Origin of the sequence: Pseudomonas laurylsulfatiphila, assembly GCF_002934665.1 — a bacterium.
In the GTDB taxonomy this organism is placed as follows: Bacteria; Pseudomonadota; Gammaproteobacteria; order Pseudomonadales; family Pseudomonadaceae; genus Aquipseudomonas; species Aquipseudomonas laurylsulfatiphila.
The window spans coordinates 430,098-446,652 of record NZ_NIRS01000002.1 but is presented as its reverse complement, the minus strand read 5'-3'; the positions used below and the strand labels follow the sequence as shown (position 1 = coordinate 446,652).

The window sequence follows — 16,555 nt, the reverse complement described above, 5'->3', positions numbered from 1 at the left end:
CAGGGTGCGATTCATGACGATGGACCTGACACGGCGTCAGTTGTTGCAACGGGCGAGCGTCATCGGCGCCTTTACCGCGCTCGGCTCAGCCCCGGCGCTGGCCGAGCTGCTGCGCGCGCCACGGTTGATTCCCTGGCGCAACTGGTCGGGCGGCCAGAATTGCCTGCCGGCGGCGCGGCTGGCGCCGAAGAACCTGGATGAATTGACCCAAGTGGTGCGCCAGGCCCCCGGCAAGATCCGTCCGGTGGGTTCGGCACATTCCTTCAGCGCGCTGGTGCCCACCGATGGCACCTTGCTGTCGCTGAGCTATTTCTCGGGGTTGCTCGATCACGATCCGAACACCCTGCAAGCCGAGTTCGCCGCCGGCACGCCGATGTCACGCATGGGCACACCGCTCAAGGACATCGGCCAGGCCCTGCAAAACATGGCCGACATCGATTACCAGACCCTCGCCGGCGCGATCTCGACCTCGACCCACGGTACCGGCAAGCACTTTCAATCCTATTCGGCGCATGTCTGCGGCTTGCAGTTGGTGACCGCCGGGGGCGACGTGCTGGAGTGTGACGCCAATCGCCATCCTGAGGTGTTCAGCGCCGCCCGGGTGTCCCTGGGGGCGTTGGGCGTGGCGACCCGGGTGCGCCTGCAAAACCGCCCGGCGTATCGCTTGCGGGAGCGGCAGTGGATCGCCAAAACCGAAGAGTTGCTCGAAGACCTGGACAAGAACACCCGGGAAAACCAGCACTGGGAAATGCTTGTGGTGACCCATTCCGACTACGCCTTGTCGATCGCCCTGAACGAAACCACCGACCCGTCCACACCGCCGGTCCCGGCGGATGAGGAGGGCGGCAACGAGTTTGTCACGCTGATCGAGAAGATCGACAAGTACGCCAGCGACTTCCCGGACCTGCGCCGCACGATGCTCAATAACCTGCGCCACCTGGCCAGCTTCGATGACCGGGTGGGCGATTCGTTCGACATCTATGCCAACGTGCGCACGGTGCGCTTCAACGAGATGGAATACTCCGTGCCGGCCGAATACGGCCCGGCCTGTTTGCGCGAGATCCTCAAGCTGATCCAGGACAAAGACCTGCGCACCTGGTTTCCGATCGAATACCGTTACGTCAAGGCCGATGACATTCCCTTGAGCATGTTCGAAGGCCGCGACAGCTGTTCGATTTCGGTCCACCAGCATTACCAGATGGATCATCACAACTTCTTCGCCGCCATCGAGCCGATTTTCTGGAAGTACAACGGCCGGCCGCATTGGGGCAAGTTGCACACGCTGAACGCGAAAAACCTGCAGCTGCTGTACCCGCGCTGGCAGGAGTTCATTCAGGTGCGGCAGGCACTCGACCCCAACGGCAAATTCCTCAATGCGCATTTGTCATCGATCCTGGGGGTGAGCTGATGGCCGTCAATCGCCGTAATTTCATGCTGGGTGCCGCAGGCGTCGGCGCCTTGTTGGCGGGTGTCGGGGCGTGGCTGCGGCCGGGTGACCGAGGTGCGCCCTACAGCGACTATTTCCGCCTGCTCAACCGCGAGCTCAAGGACCACGGGCCGATGCGTCCGGTGATGCTGATCGACCTTGATCGGCTGGATCACAACATCGACGTGGTGATGCAATCGGTCAAGCGTGGCGGCAAACACCTGCGGCTGGTGGAAAAGTCGCTGCCGGCACCGGGGCTTCTGGCCTACATCATCCAGCGCGCCGGCACGCAACGCCTGATGTCGTTTCACCAACCCTTTCTCAATCATGACGCCGTGCAGTTTCCCGAGGCTGACATTCTGCTGGGCAAGCCGCTGCCAGTGCGTTCGGCGCAGTTGTTCTATCAGTCGCACAAGGGGCCTTTCGACCCTTCGAAGCAATTGCAATGGCTGCTCGATACGCCAGAGCGTTTGCAGCAATACCTCGCCCTGGCTCAGGGGCTGGACACGCGATTGCGGGTGAACATCGAACTGGATGTCGGGCTGCATCGCGGAGGTATCAGCGACCTTGGCGTACTCGGGCAGATGCTGACGCTGATCAGCCAGCACCCGCAGCACCTGGAGTTCGCCGGATTCATGGGCTACGACCCGTTCGTGGGCATGGGCGTGCCGGGGATTCTGGGCTCGCCCGAAGAGCTGTTCGCCAAGGTGATGGTGATCTACAAGCGCTGCGTCGATTTCACCCGTCAGCAATATCCCGGTTTATGGCGAGAAGGATTGACCATCAATACGGCCGGCAGCCCGAGCTATCGCATGCATGAGCAAGAGCAGCTCAGCAGCGAAGTGTCGGTGGGGACGGCGATGCTCAAGCCCACTCACTATGACTTGCCGTCGCTGGTGGAACATGTGCCGGCAGCTTACATCGCCACGCCGGTGCTGAAAAGCACCGGGGCGGTGAACATTCCGGCGCTGGACGACAAGTCCAGGCTGTTTGCCTGGTGGGACGCCAATCAGCGTGAGACGTTTTTTATCTACGGCGGCAACTGGATGGCCGAGTTCGAATCGCCACCGGGGTTGCAGAGCAATGGTGTGTATGGCCGCAGTTCGAACCAGGAGATGGTCAATGGTTCGGCGGCGGTGGGGCTTGGGGTTGAGGACCAGGTGTTCTTGCGGCCTGCCCAGACGGAGGCGGTGTTGTTGCAGTTTGGGGATTTGCTGGCGGTTCGGCGTGGGCGGATTGTGGATAGCTGGCCGGTGTATTCCTGAAGGATCTTTTGTGGAGGTGCCACCGCCTTCGCGAGCAAGCCCGCTCCCACAGGGGAATGCATTCCAAATGTGGGAGCGGGCTTGCTCGCGAAGGCGTCAGTTCAGTCAAAACGCATAGGGAATACTGACCTTGGCCCAAAGCATTTCCCCTTCAGGCCGGTTTTCCACGTCGAACTCCTTGGCCCAGCGAATCTCCGCGCTGGCGTACTTGAGAAAGGTCCAGTGCAGCGCCGGACCAATCGCAAACACCTGGCCGCGCACCCCGTCGTTCACGTCCTGACCGTTGAACTGCACGGTGTGGCCGAACTGTTTGTCATCGGTGGTTTGCTTGAGGTAGTAGCCGTTCAGCCCGAACATCAGGTCGTCGGTGATCTTGAAACTGGCCGAGTAGTCGATGTGGAAAATCTGCCCCGACTTGTAATCGGTGTCCTTGTTTTTCTCGTTGAAACTGTAGGTGGTCTTCATCGACACCTCGGTTCTGTCCGTCGGCAGCCAGGTGAAGGAGAACAGCGGTTTGTAGGTGTAGAAGTTGTTGCTGGTGTTGGCCAGGCGATCGACGCTGTATTCGCCGGTCGGCACCGTGACTTCAATGGCGGCGCCGAGGGTCAGGTTTGGGCCCATGTCCCAGAGAATGATCGGCGCGACGGTGGTGTCGCCCATGCCTTCGCGGGTGTCCTGCGGCAGGCCGAACACCGAGACTTCCTGCTTGAGCCATGGCTGCGCGATGTAGCCGGCCAACCGGCCGCCAAACACCCGCACCGGGCTGAGGTAATCCAGGCGCGGAATGACGGCCGTGGATTCGATCTCGACGTTCGGCACCTTGCCGCCGAGGGAGCTGATGTTCAGATTCGTGGATTTGTAGTGGTTGTAGTAGAGGTTGAACGCAACCATGTTGTCCGGAAGGCTGTCGGGCGAAAGCGGCAACATGAAAAAGCCGTCGGTACCGGGGCCGATGTTGTCCACGCCAGCCTCGGTGGCCAGGGCCGGTTGCAGGGCGCAGACGCCGGCCAGGCTGATGGCCATCAGGGAAAGTGTCGTGCGAGTCGCGATCATGGGTGTACTCATTATTATTGTTAGCGGGCTGTCCGGCATCCATACGAGGGCCGCCCCATAGAAATAAGCTGTCCGCGCCCTGCAAGGCAGGGTATTGGCGGCCATTTAGGGGGACTTCTGCGGACAGCCTTTAAACGCTGTGCTAACTTCCTTCGACATAACCGGTTACAAAAATAAGAATGCTGCTCGTCCCGGAATGTATGGCCCCATGCAAATGAAAGTGATCGATCCCACCTTTGAACTGGCGCTGGTGTCGCCGTTTCTCCTGCAAACCCTGGCCGAAGTCGCCGAGCAGAAAGGCATCAACCCCCAGAGCCTGTGCCGAGGGTTGGGGTTTGACTTTGAAGACCTTCAGGATCCGGCGCAGCGCATTTCCTATCGCCAGGCCGTGGCCATGATTCAGCGTGCGCTCAAGGCCTTGCCCAATCAGGGGCTGGGCCTGTGGGTCGGCGCGCAGAACGTGCTCGGCACGCTGGGGCTGTTGGGGCATGTGTTGTCGCTGTGCAAGACCCTGCGCGATGCTTTTGAACTGGGCATCCGCCATCAACACACCTCGGGCGGCATTGTCGTGTCCAGTGTGGAGGAGGCGGGTGACCGGGTGTTTGTCGACGTTGAATGCCGCTTGCCGTTCGCCGACGTGCAGTTGTTCGCGGTCGAGGAGTTTTTCGCCAGCCTGCTGGTGTACGGCCGGGCGCTGGTCGGGGCGGATTTCAAGCCGATGGCCGTGGAGTTCATCCATGCGGCGCCGGACTATCTCGGCGAATATTCGCGCCTGCTGGGTCCGGATGTGCGTTTCGGTTGCCTGCAAAACCGCATGGTGATCGATGGGCATTGGCTGGACGTCCAATTGCCCAATCACCACTCCCTGGCCCTGCGTCAGGCCGTGAAACTGCTCGAACTGGAAGCCGCGCAGGTGCACCAGAAAATGGACCTGATCCAGGCGGTGGAACGGGCGATTGCCCGGGACCTGACCGAGGGCAGCCACATCGAGAAAATCGCCAGCGACCTGAACATGAGCAGCCGTACCTTGCGTCGGCGCCTCACCGAACACGCGCTGACGTTCGAAACACTGCTGGAACAAGTGCGCCAGGCCCGCACCATGAGCCTGCTGGCCAACCCGGACATGTCCATCGAACGCATCACCGAGGAAGTCGGCTACAGCGACGTGCGCAGCTTTCGCCGGGCGTTCAAGCGCTGGACCGGCATGAGTCCGAGTGCGTTCCGCAGCGAAAGCCCCAGCGTAGTCTGATCCTTCTGTGGTGAGCACCACAGAAGCCCCCCTTTGCCACAGGTTCCTGACCTCCGACGGCACACAAAACCTCACACACCGGTTAAACTCCATGCTCTTTTTCAAGGAGTTCATATGAGTCATTACCAGCCGGGCATTCTCGCCACCCCCGTTCCACCTCAAGCCCGCCATATGTTCTTCGCGCTCGAATCCGCCGCTGCACTGCCGGCCGCGCTCGATAACCTGCAAGGGCTGGTGGACGGCAAGTCGGTGGTGGTTGGCTTCGGCGAGTCCCTGGTCAAGGCGCTGGACGGGCAGATCGAAGGTCTGCGGCCGTTCCCGGCGCTGACGGGCGTCGGCGTCGACAATCCGTCGACCCAACACGCGCTCTGGTGCTGGCTGCACGGTGAAGATCGTGGCGAGTTGCTCAACCGCAGCAACGCCATCGCCGCGGCATTGGCCCCGGCGTTGCGCCTGGTGCAGATGAACGAAACCTTCCGCCACATGACCGGCCATGACCTGACCGGCTACGAAGATGGCACCGAGAACCCGCACGACGAAGCCGCAGTAGCCGCCGCACTGGTGGCTGAAGGCGCGGACGGTATGGTGGGTGGCAGCTTCGCCGCGATCCAGCAGTGGCAGCATGACTTGAAAGGTTTCCATGGGCTGTCGGCGGATGAGAAAGACAACATCATGGGCCGCCGCCTGAGCGATAACGAAGAGATCGACGATGCGCCGGTTTCCGCCCACGTCAAACGCACCGCCCAGGAAAGTTTTGCGCCTGAGGCCTTCGTGGTGCGCCGCTCGATGCCGTGGATCGAAGGTGACCGCGCCGGCCTGATGTTCCTGGCTTTCGGTTTCTCCCTGGACGCCTTCGAAGCCCAGCTGCGCCGCATGAGTGGCCTGGAAGACGGCATCACCGACGGTCTGTACCGCATCAGCCGTCCGGTCACCGGTGGCTACTACTGGTGCCCGCCGCTCAAGGACGGTCGACTGGACCTGCGCGCATTGCGTATCGACTGAACGGCAAGGAGAGCCTATGAACCTGGTGCGCTGGGGCATGATCGGTTGTGGCAGTGTCGCTGAACGCAAAAGCGCGCCGGCCTTCTACAAGGCGCCCGGATCGGCGTTGGTGGCGGTGATGGGGCGGCGCCTGGAAGCCGTCACCGACTACGCCGCGCGCCACGGCATCGCGAGGGTTTATACCGATGCGCAGGCGCTGATCAACGATCCCGAGGTCGACGCCGTATACATCGCCACACCGCCCGACAGCCATCATGCCTATGCCTTGCAGGTGGCCGCCGCCGGCAAGCATTGCTGCGTCGAGAAACCGATGGCGCTCAATGCCGGGCAAAGTCGCGAGATGCAGCAGGTGTTTGCCGATGCCGGGCTGCACCTGTTCGTGTCCTATTACCGGCGTTCGCTGCCACGCTTCCGGCAAGTGCGGCAATGGCTGGAGGAGGGGCGGATCGGTCAGGTCCGGCACTTGAGCTGGACCCTCACCAAAACCCCGTCGGCAGCGGATCTTGCGGGCGCGAACAACTGGCGCACCGATCCGGCGATTGCCGGTGGTGGCTACTTCGCCGATCTGGCCAGCCATGGCCTGGACCTGTTTCAGTACCTGTTCGGCGATATCGTCGAAGTCGCCGGGCTCACCGCACGGCAGGCCGGTTTGTACGCGGCCGAAGATGCCGTCAGCGCCACTTGGCGGTTTGCCAGCGGGGCACTGGGGATGGGCTGCTGGAACTTCGTCGCCGATCGCCGCGAAGACCGGGTCGAAGTGATTGGCAGTCAAGGCCGGATCAGCTTTTCAGTGTTCGATGAGCACCCGGTCGAGTTGCACGCCGGCGAGCACCTCAGCCTGACCATCGAGCACCACGCGCACATTCAGTGGCACCACGTGTTGGGCATGAATGCGCATATTCGTGGTGAGGCGCAGCACCCTGCGGTGGCCGCAGAGGCGCTGAAGACCGATTGGGTGATGGACCGGATCCTCAAGCGCGGCTGAGCGGGGTCAAAAGATCGCAGCCTGCGGCAGCTCCTACAGATACACCCAATCCCTGTAGGAGCTGCCGCAGGCTGCGATCTTTTGCTTAACCTTATTCTCAAACAGTATTTCTCAAGCCCCACACGGCCTCTCTAAGATCACGTCATAACTCGTTATAACAAGTGATCTGCCATGACCGATAACGTTCTATCCCTGAGCAGCGTCCCGCTGCACACCCAGCTGCGAGACGTGCTGCGTGCCCGCATCCTCGACGGCGAATACCCGCAAGACAGCCAGATGCCTTCCGAAAGCGAGCTTGGCGCCTTGTTCAAGGTCAGCCGCATCACCGTGCGCCAGGCCTTGGGTGACCTGCAAAAGGAAGGGTTGATCTTCAAGATCCACGGCAAGGGCACTTTTGTCGCCAAACCGAAAACCTTCCAGAACGTCAGCACCCTGCAAGGCCTGGCCGAGTCCATGACCGGTCGCGGCTATGAGGTGATCAACCGCCTGCGCAGCTTCAAATTCATTGCTGCCGACAAGCTTGTCGCCGAGCGTTTGCAGGTCGACGAAGGCGAGGTCGTGGCGCAGATCAAACGGGTGCGCCTGATCAATCGCGAACCGATTTCCCTGGAAATCACCTACCTGCCCAAGGATGTTGGTGAGCGCCTGGAAAAAGCCGACCTGGTCACCCGCGATATTTTCCTGATCCTGGAAAACGACTGCGGCCTGGCGCTCGGTCACGCTGACCTGGCCATCGATGCGGTACTGGCCGACAGCGACCTGACCCAGGCACTGAACGTCGAACCCGGCTCGCCGATCATGCGCATCGAGCGTCTGACCCACGACGCCGAAGGCCGGCCAGTGGACTTCGAACACCTTTACTACCGAGGCGATGCCTTCCAGTACCGCCTGCGGATCGACCGGCAAAAAGGGGATCAGGCATGACGCGCAGCACGTTGGAGCAGGAATACGACATCGTCGTGATCGGCGGCGGTACCGCCGGCCCGATGGCGGCGATCAAGGCCAAGGAACGCAACCGCGACCTGCGGGTGTTGTTGATCGACAAAGCCAATGTCAAGCGCAGCGGCGCGATCAGCATGGGCATGGACGGCCTGAACAACGCGATCATTCCGGGCCATTCGACACCGGAGCAGTACACCAAGGAAATCACCATCGCCAACGACGGCATCGTCAACCAGGCGGCGGTGTACGCCTATGCCACCCACAGCTTCGAAACCATCGAGCAACTGGACCGCTGGGGCGTGAAGTTCGAGAAGGACGAAACCGGCGACTACGCCGTGAAAAAAGTCCACCACATGGGCGCTTACGTGTTGCCGATGCCGGAAGGGCACGACATCAAGAAAGTCCTGTACCGGCAGTTGAAGCGCGCGCGGGTGAGTATCACCAATCGCCTGGTGTGCACGCGTTTGCTGACGGACGAGGAGGGCGCGGTCAACGGCGTGATGGGTTTCGATTGCCGCACGGCGGACTTCCATGTGATCAAGGCCAAGGCGGTCATCCTCGCTTGCGGTGCCGCCGGACGCCTGGGGCTGCCGTCCTCGGGCTACCTGATGGGCACCTACGAAAACCCGACCAATGCCGGCGACGGCTACTCGATGGCCTACCACGCCGGGGCCGAGCTGGCGAACCTTGAATGCTTTCAGATCAATCCGCTGATCAAGGATTACAACGGCCCGGCCTGCGCCTACGTCACCGGCCCCCTGGGTGGCTACACCGCCAACAACAAGGGCGAACGCTTCATCGAGTGCGACTACTGGAGCGGGCAGATGATGTGGGAGTTCCATCAGGAGCTGGAAAGCGGCAACGGCCCGGTGTTCCTCAAGCTCGATCACCTGGCCGAGGAAACCATCCAGAACATCGAAGAGATCCTGCACAGCAACGAGCGTCCGAGCCGTGGCCAGTTCCATGCCAATCGCGGCACCGACTACCGCACGCAGATGGTCGAAATGCACATCTCGGAAATCGGTTTTTGCAGCGGGCATTCGGCGTCGGGGGTGTGGGTCAACGAGAAGGCCGAGACCTCGGTCAAGGGCTTGTACTCGGCGGGGGACATGGCGGCAGTGCCGCACAACTACATGCTCGGTGCGTTCACCTATGGCTGGTTTGCCGGCAACAACGCGGCGGATTTTGTCGCCAGGCGTGAGTTTTCCGCGCTGGATGCCGCGCAGATCGAAAGCGAAAAACAGCGGGTCTATGCACCGCTGGACCGCGAACACGGCCTGCCACCGGCCCAGGTCGAGTACAAGCTGCGGCGCTTCGTCAACGACTACCTGCAACCGCCGAAAGTGACGAAGAAGATGCAGATCGGCCTGCAACGCTTCAGCGACATACAGCGCGACCTCGACCAGATCAAGGCCCACAACGCCCACGAACTGATGCGCGCCATGGAAGTCAGCATGATCCGCGACTGCGCCGAAATGGCCGCCCGCGCTTCATTGTTCCGCGCGGAAAGCCGCTGGGGGCTTTACCACCATCGTGTCGATCACCCGCAACGCAACGACCGCGACTGGTTCTGCCATTGCCACCTGAAGAAGGACGAAAACGGTTTGATGAGCAGTTTCAAGAAAGCCGTCGAGCCTTACATCATCCCGCTGGATGCCGACGAGATGCAGGCCTACGACCGGCTGCGGGTCGGTGCCGATGCGGCTTGATGCCGACAACCAGAGAGAGACCGAACATGGCTTACCAACCCCAGGAAATCTTCTTCCGCTCCAACGCACCGGTCACGGTCGATGAAGACAAATGCATCGCCCACAAAGGCTGCACCGTGTGCGTCGACGTCTGCCCGATGGACCTGCTGGCGATCAACCCGGCCACGCAAAAGGCCTACATGGCGTTCGACGAATGCTGGTACTGCATGCCCTGTGAAAAGGACTGCCCGACCGGGGCCGTGAAAGTCGAAATCCCGTATTTGCTGCGCTGAAACACCGTCCCTGTGGGAGCGGGCTTGCTCGCGAAGAGGCCGGCACAGGCGACATCTCCATTGACTGATCGGACGCCTTCGCGAGCAGTGAATCGAGTTCAAACAACCCAAAAAGCCATCCGGCAACCACCGGACGCCTGATCCAGAACACCCCCTCGTTTCCCACCACGCCCTGATCGTGGCGGAGACGAACATCCAATAAATGATTCGAGGGGAAACACTCATGATGTTGCGTGCAGCTTTGGCCGGTCTGGTACTGGCTTCCTTCACCCTGTCGGCTTCGGCCGAAACCATCCGCATTGCCATCGGCACCCAGGACACCACCATCAACTGCGCCGCCGGTGGTCTGTTGATTCGTGAACTCGGCCTGCTGGACAAATACCTGCCCCACGACGGCCCCTACAAAGACGCCCAATACGAGGTGCAGTGGAAAAACTTCACAAGCGGCGCACCGCTGACCAACGAGATGGTCGCCGGCAAACTCGACTTCGGCGCCATGGCCGATTTCCCCGGTGCGTTCAACGGCGTGGCTTTCGAAACGGCGGGCAAGCACAGTCTGTTCATCAGCGTGTTGTCGGGCAGCACCAAGGGCAGTGGCAACGGCATCGTGGTGCCGAGTGCGTCGGGCGTGCAGTCGCTGGCCGAACTCAAGGGCAAGACCATTTCCGTGCCGTTCGCTTCCACCGCCCATGGCATGCTGCTGCGCGCCGTCGCGGCCCAGGGCTGGGACCCGCTCAAGGACGTGAACATCATCGCCCAGCCGCCGGAAGTCGCCGGTTCCGCGTTGCAGGCCGGCAAGATTGATGCTCACGCCGACTTCGTCCCCTTCGCCGAGCTGTTTCCCAGCCGTGGTTTCGCCCGCAAGATCTATGATGGCTCCCAGGCCGATGCGCCGACCTTCCACGGTGCGCTGGTCGATCAGGCCTATGCGAAAAAGTACCCGGAAATCGTCGTCGCCTACCTGCGGGCGAGCATCGAAGCCAACCAGCTGCTGGCGGCTGAACCGGAGAAATACAGCGAGTTGATCGCCAAGGTCACCGGGGTCGATGCCGAGGTCAACTACCTGTTCCATGGCCCCCTCGGCGTACAGACCCGCGACCTGAGCTGGAAGCCGGAATACCGCCAGGCCGTGGGCACCGCCATCGATACCCTCAAGCTGTTGAAGAAGGCCGATCGCGGTCTCGATCTCAATACCTTCATCGACGACCAGTACATCCGCGCCGCCTTCAAGGCCTCGAACCTGGACTACAGCGCGCAGCTTGGGAATTACCAGCAGACGCCGCTCAAGGCCGTCGATGCGGCAAGCGGCAAAGCCATCACCGACTTCAGCCATGTGGCGGAAATCTGGGTACGTGGCGAGCCGAAAGTCCGTCAGTACGCCTCCGCGGAGTCGGCATTTACCGCGCTGACAGCATTGAAACAGGAAGGCAAGAGCATCCGTGCGGTGTACACCCAGGCCAGCGACAGCGGGATCAAGTTGCTGGCGGATCAGGCGTGGTTTGCCACCGACGGAAAAGGGCGGCTGAGCGCGTTCCTGCTCAAAGGCCAGGCCCAACAGTTCGCCAGCGCCCAGGGCGGGAAGGTATACGACTTCACCGATGCCACCACACAGGCCGTGGCCGCCCGCTAACCCCCAAACACCACGGTTCCCTGTAGGAGCTGCCGAAGGCTGCGATCTTTGCTCTTCGGCAATCGTGAAACCGTCAAAAGATCGCAGCCTTCGGCAGCTCCTACAGGGGTTGTGATTGCCATCGGGAAATGTGTATGTCTGGATCATTCTTACGCTGGATTCCCAGAGCCGCTTCACTGCTGCTCTGCCTGCTGTTCTGGCAACTCGCCGCCAGCCACCACTGGAACCTCGGCCTGGTGACCTTCGCCAACGTCCCGACACCCTTGGCGGTCATTGAGGCCGCCCTTGGCCTGGGCGACTCGGGCAAACTCGCCCAGCACTTGGGCAGCAGCCTCGGCCGGGTATTCGCCGGCTACCTCGCGGCGCTGATCATAGGCGTCGCCCTGGGCCTGGCCATCGGCCGCTCGAAATGGGCCGAAGATCTGTTGCTGCCGCCCCTGGAAGTCCTGCGGCCAATCCCGGCCGTGGCATGGATTCCCCTGGCGATCCTGATGTTTCCCTCGTCGGAACTGTCGATGGTGTTCATCACCTTCACCGGCGCCCTGTTCCCGATCCTGCTCAACACCGTGCATGGCGTCGAAGGCGTCGACCCACGGCTGATCGCCTCGGCGAAAAGCCTCGGGGCAGGGCGCCGGGCCATCCTGCTGGAAGTCGTTCTACCGGGCGCCGCGCCGAGTATCATTACCGGCCTGGCCATCGGCATGGGCACCTCGTGGTTCTGCCTGGTGACGGCGGAAATGATCTCCGGCCAATTCGGCATCGGCTATTACACCTGGGAGTCCTACACCATCCAGAACTACGCCGACATCGTCGTCGGTATGTTGCTGATCGGCGTGCTCGGCATGGGTAGCAGCCTGTTGATCAAGCGTCTGGGCGGGCTGTTCACGCCTTGGCATCGACCACGAGGAAAAGCCTGATGAGCGTTTTTCAACACCTGGAAGGGCGTATCGATATCCACGGGTTGTCGATCAGCCTAGGCGAGGGCCCTGGGGCTTTCGAAGCGTTGCAGGGCCTCGACTGCCAGATCGAACCGGGGCAGTTCGTGTGCATCCTCGGGCCGTCCGGTTGCGGTAAATCCACCTTGCTCGGGGCGCTGGCCGGCCATCTGCAACCGCGCACCGGCAGCTTGAGCGTGGATGGCGCGCCGGTGTCGGGACCATCGCCACAACGGGGCATGGTGTTCCAGCAGCACACGCTGTTTCCGTGGCGCACGGTGCGTGACAACGTGGCGTTCGGCTTGAAAATGCAAGGCATCGGCAGGTCCGAACGGCACAAGGCGGCGGATGAAATCCTCGCCCTGGTGGGCCTCGAAGGTTTTGCCGGGCGCTGGCCCGATCAACTGTCCGGTGGCATGCAGCAGCGGGTGGAAATCGCCCGGGTGCTGGTCAACCGTCCGCGCCTGTTGCTGATGGACGAGCCCTTCGGCGCCCTCGATGCCCTGACCCGGTTGAACATGCAGGAGCTGCTGCTGGACATCTGGACGCGCATCCGCACCACCGTGGTGTTTGTCACCCATGACATCGACGAAGCGCTGTTCCTCGCCGACCGCTTGCTGGTCATGAGCTCGCGCCCCGGGCGAATCATCGAAGACCTGCGCCTGGACTTCCCCCGGCCGCGTAGCACGGAACTGATGACCCGCCCTGAATTTTCGCATCTGAAACGCCATTGCCTCGAACTCCTGCGGCACGAAGACGGCCGGCAACTGCCGCGCCTGAACCCGCTCGGACTTCCCCCTGAAAACAAACTGCCGCGATTTGCCCTATGACCTCACTATTCGATGTAACCGATAACGACGACATTCTGGCTCTGCAACCACGCCTGACCGATGACGACCCCGGCGTACGCCGGATCGCGCTGATCGAACTGGCCGATCTTGAGGAACCGGACGGCCTGCAGTGGTTGATCGATCGACTGGCCGAAGACCCGATCGCCGAGGTGCGCGCCGAAGCCGCCCGGTTGCTGGAAGCCTGGGAGGACGCGCCCGTGGTCGAAGCCTTGTGCCAGGCCCTGACGGATCCATCCCCGGCGGTGCAGGCGGCCGCTGCGCAAAGCCTCAGCCTGCTCAAGAGCGAAGCGGCGGGGCGGGTCATTCTGCCGTGGACCGGGCACGCCGACAGCGGCGTACGCATTGCCGCGTTCAGGGCGTTGCGCGAGTTGCGCTGCCCCGATGCCGCCGATGCGGCGGCCCGGGCATTGGACGATGAAAGCGCCAGCGTGCGCCGCGAGGCGGTGGGGGTGCTCGGCTGGCTCAAGCAACTCGAGGCCTTGCCGGCCCTGGCGCGGTTGGCCAGTGCTGACCCGGACACCGACGTGCGGCGAGCCGCCACCGGGGCGCTGGGCCTGGCGTCTGACGCCCAGGTGCTGCCGGCCCTGCGCCAGGCCTTGCGGGACGCTGCCTGGCAAGTCCGCGAAGAAGCCGCCACCACCCTGGGCAAGGTCGGCCACCCCGACGCCGGCCCGGCCCTGGTCGACGCCTTGGGCGACGATTACTGGCAGGTGCGTCTGCGCGCCACCCGCAGCCTCGGTCGCTTGCGTTATGTACCGGCGCTCGAAGCGCTGATCGACACCCTCGGCCATCGCATCAGCAACCTGCGCAAGGAAGCCGCGCTGGCCCTTGGCGAACTGGGCGACCCACGGGCCATTGCGCCATTGCAGGCCGCGCAACACGACGGCGACCCTGAAGTGCGCAAGGCCGTGCGCATTGCCTTGAGTCAACTGCAATGAATCCGCTGGCGGTGGGTAATTCGCAGAGTAGGCAGCAGCTGCGATTGAACTGGCCCGATGGCCGCGAACAACTGCTGGACCACGCCGAGTTGCGCCGGCAGTGCCCGTGTTCGCAGTGTCGAGCGTTTCGGCTGCGGGGGATGGTGCCGTTGGTGGATGCCCGGGTGCGGGTGATCGAACTGAACCCGCAGGGCTATGGCCTGCAACTGGTCTTCAGCGATGGGCATGAGCGGGGGATTTATCCGTGGGCGTATCTGGCTGGACTTACCGACTGAATCGAATTTCATTCCTCATCGGGAGCTGTCGTGGTCTGCGGCAGCTCCCCCGTGCGCTTCCAGTGATTTATGTTGCGAATACAGGTTCAGTAACGGCCCGGATAAACGCATCGTCCACAGTCTTTACTCCATACTTTTGCATGAATTCACTGCCGTTGTTAAAGCGATTGAAGCGTTGCTGGCTGATCATATAAAAATAATCACAATGGTTAATGACTTCATCAACATTGTGCGAGGAAACCAGAATGGCGGTGCCCTCCCTGGCAGCGCCGTGAAGACATTGCCAGATATAGTGACGAAATTCTGGATCTACGCCGGCAGTAGGTTCGTCGAGAATTACAAAGTCTGCAGAAATTGAAAGAAGAGAAAGCGTAAAGAACCAGCGTGTCTCTCCGTAGCTGCATAGTGATGACTTTTTGTTCCATATATCCTGGTATCGGTCAACTATCGCTGGGCTCCAGGTACTTAGTTTTTTCAGGGTTTTATCTTGTGTCATGGGGTCGTTTGATGACAGCGCCGATACCATTTTAAAAATGTCACGCATGCGCAGCGGTGGGGGCGTGGAGATGATTTGAGAAAGGTATAAAAAATGATTGAAGTCGTTTTTTATGAGGCCGGATTTTGCTTTTTTAAGGTCGCAGACGATATCGAAAAAAGTTGTTTTTCCAGATCCGTTGGGCCCCAGAATGCCGACAATGTCGCCTTGAGCAACCTCAAGAGATGCCCGGGTCAAGAGGGGCGTATCTGTATAGGAGAAGTCAATGTTCTGCGCCGTGAATTTTTTCATCAGTACCGGCTCCATACGGGATTTATTCTTAGGTGCTTGAACGTTTTGTACAGTGCAAAAATAAACAAAAGAACTATTGCAGTTGTGATGAGTTTGTTGGGTCCAAGGCCTTGTTCCATTATCTGGCTTGCAAGTGTCAGTGGGTTTGCGAGGTTCAAAGCGTCGGTGATGGGGTTTGGTCTGCTGGCACTCATTACACCGAGGATCAACATGCAGAACGAAAAAATGGAAAGCAAAGTGTTCGAGTTCTGGAAATTGATCGGTAGCAATGAGAAGGCAGCCCCGAGAGCACAAAACATCATAAAGCAGATGTAAAAGCGTAGTGCGAGATTCAGTAGTTCATTGAGGGCGTAGTTTCCAAATGGAAGCTTGGTCGTCAAGTAAAAGGTTGCGCAATAAGATATTGATATTAGCGAGTAGGCAATGAAGTGCGATAAAAGAAAAATCAGTTTCGATTCCCTGGAGTAAATAAATGATCGGGTGAATCCGCTTTCCCTTCTTCCGATTATGTAAAAGGCGAATCCGAATAGTGCGACACTTGAAGAGATGTAGGCATAAAACCATGCCGAAATCGTAATGTAATTGCCGGAGAAATAGTTGGGGTCTTGCCTGGTTGTTGAAAAAAAATAGAACATTGCACAAGGGGATATCATGATCCAGAAAAAGGCGATGGGTTCTTTTAGTTGTTCTTTGATGAATATGGGGGTTAGGGAGAGCACTCTGGGTAAAATGTTTTTAGTCATTGAATGGTGTCACCCTGAGGTTGTTTTTTTAATTCGCTTTCGTTTGTGGTTTGCTGCCGGGTATTGATTAGTTGATTTTGGCGTTGGGTGCAAGTGATGTTGTAGGGGGTTTCTTATGGCTTTTTAAGATATCTCCTACATGTGATTGGGAAGCTTAATGGTGCTAGTGGGGGCGGGTTCAAATGTGGATCCGTGGAATTCCTTTTTGAAACGGTGTTTTAGTTTTCGGCACACAGAAATGATCTTGCTATTTTGAGTAAAGTATTTCTGTAGGAGTCAGTGCGCGTTTTATACTTTTTTATGGATTTTTATTTTCTTCAAATGCTGATTTTTTCAGAAAGGCGACGAGCGGCAGGTTTTATCCGTGGACTCCCTGACTGAACCGGCCTCCTGTAGGAGCTGCCGCAGGCTGCGATCTTTTTGCTCTGGCCTCAAGAGATCGCAGCCTCGTTTCACTCGACAGCTCCTACAAGTCCTTGCCAGGTAAATGCTG

Annotated in this window: 16 protein-coding genes; 14 read left to right on the top strand and 2 right to left on the bottom strand. The window is 60.1% G+C overall.

The annotated features are described in order from the left end of the window. Nucleotides 1-13 precede the first annotated feature (13 nt). Nucleotides 14-1,408 (top strand): D-arabinono-1,4-lactone oxidase, encoded by a 1,395-nt coding sequence (locus CD175_RS07810; protein WP_104448400.1) that lies wholly within the window; start codon nucleotides 14-16, stop codon nucleotides 1,406-1,408. A 74-nt stretch (nucleotides 1,409-1,482) separates the two neighbouring features. Further along, nucleotides 1,483-2,691 carry a DSD1 family PLP-dependent enzyme gene (locus tag CD175_RS07805; RefSeq protein ID WP_167399515.1) on the top strand — a complete coding sequence of 403 codons (1,209 nt, stop codon included), beginning with the start codon at nucleotides 1,483-1,485 and terminating at the stop codon, nucleotides 2,689-2,691. A gap of 105 nt (nucleotides 2,692-2,796) precedes the next feature. Here CD175_RS07805 and CD175_RS07800 read toward each other — a convergent pair whose 3' ends face one another. Then, nucleotides 2,797-3,714, bottom strand: a complete 918-nt coding sequence (locus CD175_RS07800) for a SphA family protein (RefSeq protein ID WP_240628959.1) — start codon at nucleotides 3,712-3,714, stop codon at nucleotides 2,797-2,799. A gap of 238 nt (nucleotides 3,715-3,952) precedes the next feature. Between CD175_RS07800 and CD175_RS07795 the strand changes: the two genes are divergently transcribed. The 11 genes from CD175_RS07795 to CD175_RS07745 all read left to right on the top strand — a co-directional run bounded on the left by CD175_RS07795 (nucleotide 3,953) and on the right by CD175_RS07745 (nucleotide 14,532). Further along, nucleotides 3,953-4,993 (top strand): AraC family transcriptional regulator, encoded by a 1,041-nt coding sequence (locus CD175_RS07795; RefSeq protein ID WP_104448397.1) that lies wholly within the window; start codon nucleotides 3,953-3,955, stop codon nucleotides 4,991-4,993. 114 nt (nucleotides 4,994-5,107) lie between these two features. After that, a complete protein-coding gene (locus CD175_RS07790; RefSeq protein WP_104448396.1) occupies nucleotides 5,108-5,995 on the top strand; it encodes a Dyp-type peroxidase in 888 nt (295 codons plus the stop codon). 16 nt (nucleotides 5,996-6,011) lie between these two features. Further along, nucleotides 6,012-6,980, top strand: coding sequence for a Gfo/Idh/MocA family protein (locus CD175_RS07785; RefSeq protein ID WP_104448395.1), 969 nt, complete (start codon nucleotides 6,012-6,014; stop codon nucleotides 6,978-6,980). Nucleotides 6,981-7,151: 171 nt separating this feature from the next. Beyond that, on the top strand, nucleotides 7,152-7,904 hold the full coding sequence (locus CD175_RS07780; protein WP_104448394.1) for a GntR family transcriptional regulator: 753 nt from the start codon (nucleotides 7,152-7,154) through the stop codon (nucleotides 7,902-7,904). After that, nucleotides 7,901-9,631 (top strand): fumarate reductase/succinate dehydrogenase flavoprotein subunit, encoded by a 1,731-nt coding sequence (locus tag CD175_RS07775; protein WP_104448393.1) that lies wholly within the window; start codon nucleotides 7,901-7,903, stop codon nucleotides 9,629-9,631. The genes CD175_RS07780 and CD175_RS07775 overlap by 4 nt, the downstream gene beginning before the upstream one ends. 26 nt (nucleotides 9,632-9,657) lie before the next feature. Further along, nucleotides 9,658-9,903: a 4Fe-4S dicluster domain-containing protein gene (locus tag CD175_RS07770; protein WP_003180418.1), complete on the top strand. Its 246-nt coding sequence runs from the start codon at nucleotides 9,658-9,660 to the stop codon at nucleotides 9,901-9,903. Between the two features lie 223 nt (nucleotides 9,904-10,126). After that, the gene (locus CD175_RS07765) at nucleotides 10,127-11,533 is read left to right on the top strand and encodes an ABC transporter substrate-binding protein (protein ID WP_167399506.1); all 1,407 of its coding nucleotides are present in this window, start codon (nucleotides 10,127-10,129) and stop codon (nucleotides 11,531-11,533) included. Between the two features lie 134 nt (nucleotides 11,534-11,667). Beyond that, nucleotides 11,668-12,450: an ABC transporter permease gene (locus CD175_RS07760; protein WP_104448392.1), complete on the top strand. Its 783-nt coding sequence runs from the start codon at nucleotides 11,668-11,670 to the stop codon at nucleotides 12,448-12,450. Then, nucleotides 12,450-13,298, top strand: a complete 849-nt coding sequence (locus tag CD175_RS07755; RefSeq protein ID WP_104448391.1) for an ABC transporter ATP-binding protein — start codon at nucleotides 12,450-12,452, stop codon at nucleotides 13,296-13,298. The genes CD175_RS07760 and CD175_RS07755 overlap by 1 nt, the downstream gene beginning before the upstream one ends. Beyond that, nucleotides 13,295-14,257 (top strand): HEAT repeat domain-containing protein, encoded by a 963-nt coding sequence (locus tag CD175_RS07750; protein WP_104448390.1) that lies wholly within the window; start codon nucleotides 13,295-13,297, stop codon nucleotides 14,255-14,257. The genes CD175_RS07755 and CD175_RS07750 overlap by 4 nt, the downstream gene beginning before the upstream one ends. Beyond that, a complete protein-coding gene (locus tag CD175_RS07745) occupies nucleotides 14,254-14,532 on the top strand; it encodes a DUF971 domain-containing protein (RefSeq protein WP_104448389.1) in 279 nt (92 codons plus the stop codon). The genes CD175_RS07750 and CD175_RS07745 overlap by 4 nt, the downstream gene beginning before the upstream one ends. Nucleotides 14,533-14,599: 67 nt before the next feature. Here CD175_RS07745 and CD175_RS07740 read toward each other — a convergent pair whose 3' ends face one another. After that, nucleotides 14,600-15,319: an ATP-binding cassette domain-containing protein gene (locus CD175_RS07740; RefSeq protein ID WP_104448388.1), complete on the bottom strand. Its 720-nt coding sequence runs from the start codon at nucleotides 15,317-15,319 to the stop codon at nucleotides 14,600-14,602. A gap of 651 nt (nucleotides 15,320-15,970) precedes the next feature. Between CD175_RS07740 and CD175_RS31230 the strand changes: the two genes are divergently transcribed. Continuing rightward, complete coding sequence (locus CD175_RS31230; RefSeq protein ID WP_158255658.1) at nucleotides 15,971-16,129, top strand: hypothetical protein; 159 nt, start codon at nucleotides 15,971-15,973, stop codon at nucleotides 16,127-16,129. Nucleotides 16,130-16,555 lie beyond the last annotated feature (426 nt).

Bases quoted from the DNA above. Each gene is read 5' to 3' on its own strand.
- CD175_RS07810 (WP_104448400.1), top strand. From the start codon at position 14: ATGACGATGGACCTGACACGGCGTCAGTTGTTGCAACGGGCGAGCGTC.
- CD175_RS07800 (WP_240628959.1), bottom strand. From the start codon at position 3,714: ATGGCCATCAGCCTGGCCGGCGTCTGCGCCCTGCAACCGGCCCTGGCC.
- CD175_RS07795 (WP_104448397.1), top strand. From the start codon at position 3,953: ATGCAAATGAAAGTGATCGATCCCACCTTTGAACTGGCGCTGGTGTCG.
- CD175_RS07790 (WP_104448396.1), top strand. From the start codon at position 5,108: ATGAGTCATTACCAGCCGGGCATTCTCGCCACCCCCGTTCCACCTCAA.
- CD175_RS07785 (WP_104448395.1), top strand. From the start codon at position 6,012: ATGAACCTGGTGCGCTGGGGCATGATCGGTTGTGGCAGTGTCGCTGAA.
- CD175_RS07780 (WP_104448394.1), top strand. From the start codon at position 7,152: ATGACCGATAACGTTCTATCCCTGAGCAGCGTCCCGCTGCACACCCAG.
- CD175_RS07775 (WP_104448393.1), top strand. From the start codon at position 7,901: ATGACGCGCAGCACGTTGGAGCAGGAATACGACATCGTCGTGATCGGC.
- CD175_RS07770 (WP_003180418.1), top strand. From the start codon at position 9,658: ATGGCTTACCAACCCCAGGAAATCTTCTTCCGCTCCAACGCACCGGTC.
- CD175_RS07765 (WP_167399506.1), top strand. From the start codon at position 10,127: ATGATGTTGCGTGCAGCTTTGGCCGGTCTGGTACTGGCTTCCTTCACC.
- CD175_RS07760 (WP_104448392.1), top strand. From the start codon at position 11,668: ATGTCTGGATCATTCTTACGCTGGATTCCCAGAGCCGCTTCACTGCTG.
- CD175_RS07755 (WP_104448391.1), top strand. From the start codon at position 12,450: ATGAGCGTTTTTCAACACCTGGAAGGGCGTATCGATATCCACGGGTTG.
- CD175_RS07750 (WP_104448390.1), top strand. From the start codon at position 13,295: ATGACCTCACTATTCGATGTAACCGATAACGACGACATTCTGGCTCTG.
- CD175_RS07745 (WP_104448389.1), top strand. From the start codon at position 14,254: ATGAATCCGCTGGCGGTGGGTAATTCGCAGAGTAGGCAGCAGCTGCGA.
- CD175_RS07740 (WP_104448388.1), bottom strand. From the start codon at position 15,319: ATGAAAAAATTCACGGCGCAGAACATTGACTTCTCCTATACAGATACG.
- CD175_RS31230 (WP_158255658.1), top strand. From the start codon at position 15,971: ATGATCCAGAAAAAGGCGATGGGTTCTTTTAGTTGTTCTTTGATGAAT.